Source organism: Candidatus Jordarchaeum sp. (assembly GCF_052745115.1).
This window is the reverse complement of the sequence record NZ_JBRAKS010000511.1, coordinates 1-1,991: the sequence shown is the minus strand read 5'-3', so window position 1 is coordinate 1,991 and position 1,991 is coordinate 1. Positions and strand designations below refer to the sequence as shown.

3 protein-coding genes are annotated in these 1,991 nt (G+C 41.1%); all 3 read right to left on the bottom strand.

What is annotated here, in order from left to right; translation table 11 throughout:
• Positions 1-830 (bottom strand): amidohydrolase family protein (locus tag ACUVXA_RS20265; protein ID WP_445873106.1); only part of this gene is annotated, 830 nt, incomplete at its 3' end.
• 175 nt (positions 831-1,005) lie between these two features.
• The gene (locus ACUVXA_RS20260) at positions 1,006-1,197 is read right to left on the bottom strand and encodes a hypothetical protein (RefSeq protein ID WP_445873105.1); all 192 of its coding nucleotides are present in this window, start codon (positions 1,195-1,197) and stop codon (positions 1,006-1,008) included.
• 55 nt (positions 1,198-1,252) lie between these two features.
• A complete protein-coding gene (gene tsaA, locus ACUVXA_RS20255; protein WP_445873104.1) occupies positions 1,253-1,732 on the bottom strand; it encodes a tRNA (N6-threonylcarbamoyladenosine(37)-N6)-methyltransferase TrmO in 480 nt (159 codons plus the stop codon).
• Positions 1,733-1,991 lie beyond the last annotated feature (259 nt).

Genomic DNA, 1,991 nt, shown 5'->3' with positions numbered 1-1,991 from the left:
CGGTGTCCTAAAGGGGTAAGTTTCGGACAACGGTCTACCAATTCTTGAAGGGATCGCAAGGCATGAGGAGTGGTTGAAAGTGCAGTTTCATAATATAATCTTTTAAGATAGCTGATAAAACCTTGAGGTGCATTCTTTGCAGCATTGGGTATCATAAATAGGCCCAAAGAAATTCGCCAGGCAAGGAAAGGAATAGTTCCTCCTGCGTGTGAAAAAATAAAACGAACTTCTGGATTGCGTTCCAGGGTGCCGCTGTAAATCAGATTTGTTATTGCACGGGTAGTGTCAAAAGTAAACTCGTACAAAGAGTAGGGTACATCGAGACCGATAGCATTACCGCCGGCTGGATCCGTGGGGTGAACAAAGACAACTGCTTTTCTGCGATTGAGTTCCTCAAAAACTGTTTCAAACAGCGGGTCACCTAAATACCGTCCGCCAAAGTTGGTCATCAATACTACACCATCGAGGCCCAGTGTATCCATTGCGTAGTCTATTTCGTCAAGAGTCGCTTCTAAATCTGGCAATGGCAAGGTTGCGAAAGCCCCGAGACGCTGGGGATTATCACGCACCAACTTTGCAGAGATCTCATTGCATTGCCTTGCCAAGCCGCGGGCAAATGCAGGATCGCCAAAATAGACGCCGGGTGAAGACATTGAAGTGATCGCTGCGCTTATGCCATTACGGTCCATTACCTGAAGCATCTCGGTTTCGGACCATTGGGGAAAAGTCACTCCTGATGTTTTAGTGATACCCAGGCTATTCAGGGATTTAACATAATCACGAGGAACCATGTGGTGATGGACATCAATGCGATAAGGTTCAGTGGTCATTTTAATCCCCTTTTAAGCATATTACTCCTTCATTTAAGGCAAGTGGAGACCTTTTCAATAAATGCGAATTTTTCAAATTGATATAATCGATTCGGATTAAAGTGGATATAATCTTTTCGGATTAAAAACACCTCCTGAAAAAAATAAGGTAGAAGAGAAAATCGATTAAAGCAACTTACTCTCTTATCATTTTAGTGCCGCACTTGGGGCAGCTTACATTAGTGCAGGGAACTCCCGCCTGGTGAGGTACCTTGTTTCCACAACTGGGACAAACACAATTTCCTCCAGGACCCGCAGCGTAGGGACCTCCCATTCTACCTCTACCAGCACCTCCTGCTCTACCTCTGCCTCTGCCTCTACCACTCATAGTTTCATCTCCTCTAAATTTTATTTTTTTAATAACATATGGTTACCATTCAATATTATTTTTCGCTTGATAAATATTTTTTTAGGGGCCCCTCTCCTCCGTATTTTTCGAACCATCCATTATTTGCCTTGTTTTTACAGTCCACAGTTTTAATGTAGGGTTTAATGTCAAGTAGGGGAGTCTCGTCCAGTGCATCTATACAAGTTGTGTGGATTATATTATCAACTATTTTTTTGATACGCACAATGCTTAGACCTATCGGATTTGGTCTAAAAGGGGATCTACTAGCAAACACGCCAACACTTTTCCCGCCACACCACGGGGGAAATGCACTCAAAGATTCACTGCTTCCCGCTCTGTGCAAACAGAAAATGACGTAAATGTAGTTGAAATGTTCGAGTTCCTTTAGTCCTTCTTTATACTTGGGGTCAAGTATAATCTTGAATTCTCCCTCCTCACTTTCTACAGGTTGAAAAGGTCCCCTATCGATGTAAGGCGTTCTAATTACTCCGATTGGCTTGAAATTAAAACTCAACCATTATCCTCCGTTAATTTTGTATGCAGGGCTCTTTGGTTGGATTAAAAATTCTTAAGCATAAGAACTATTATAGATTATTAAACTCTATGGCAAACGAAATGGGTTAATTTATTTAAAAAAATAAATAAAAGTGAAAATTGGATTTTTGAATGATTGCATATTGTATGTTTTTTAGTGTATTGCTCTTTCCTGGTCTTTCCAGTAGGGTTCACAACAGTAGAAAGATTTAATGATAAATAATACCATTCTTGGACTT

Coding starts and splice junctions, on each gene's coding strand:
- ACUVXA_RS20260 (WP_445873105.1), bottom strand. CDS start 1,197: ATGAGTGGTAGAGGCAGAGGCAGAGGTAGAGCAGGAGGTGCTGGTAGA.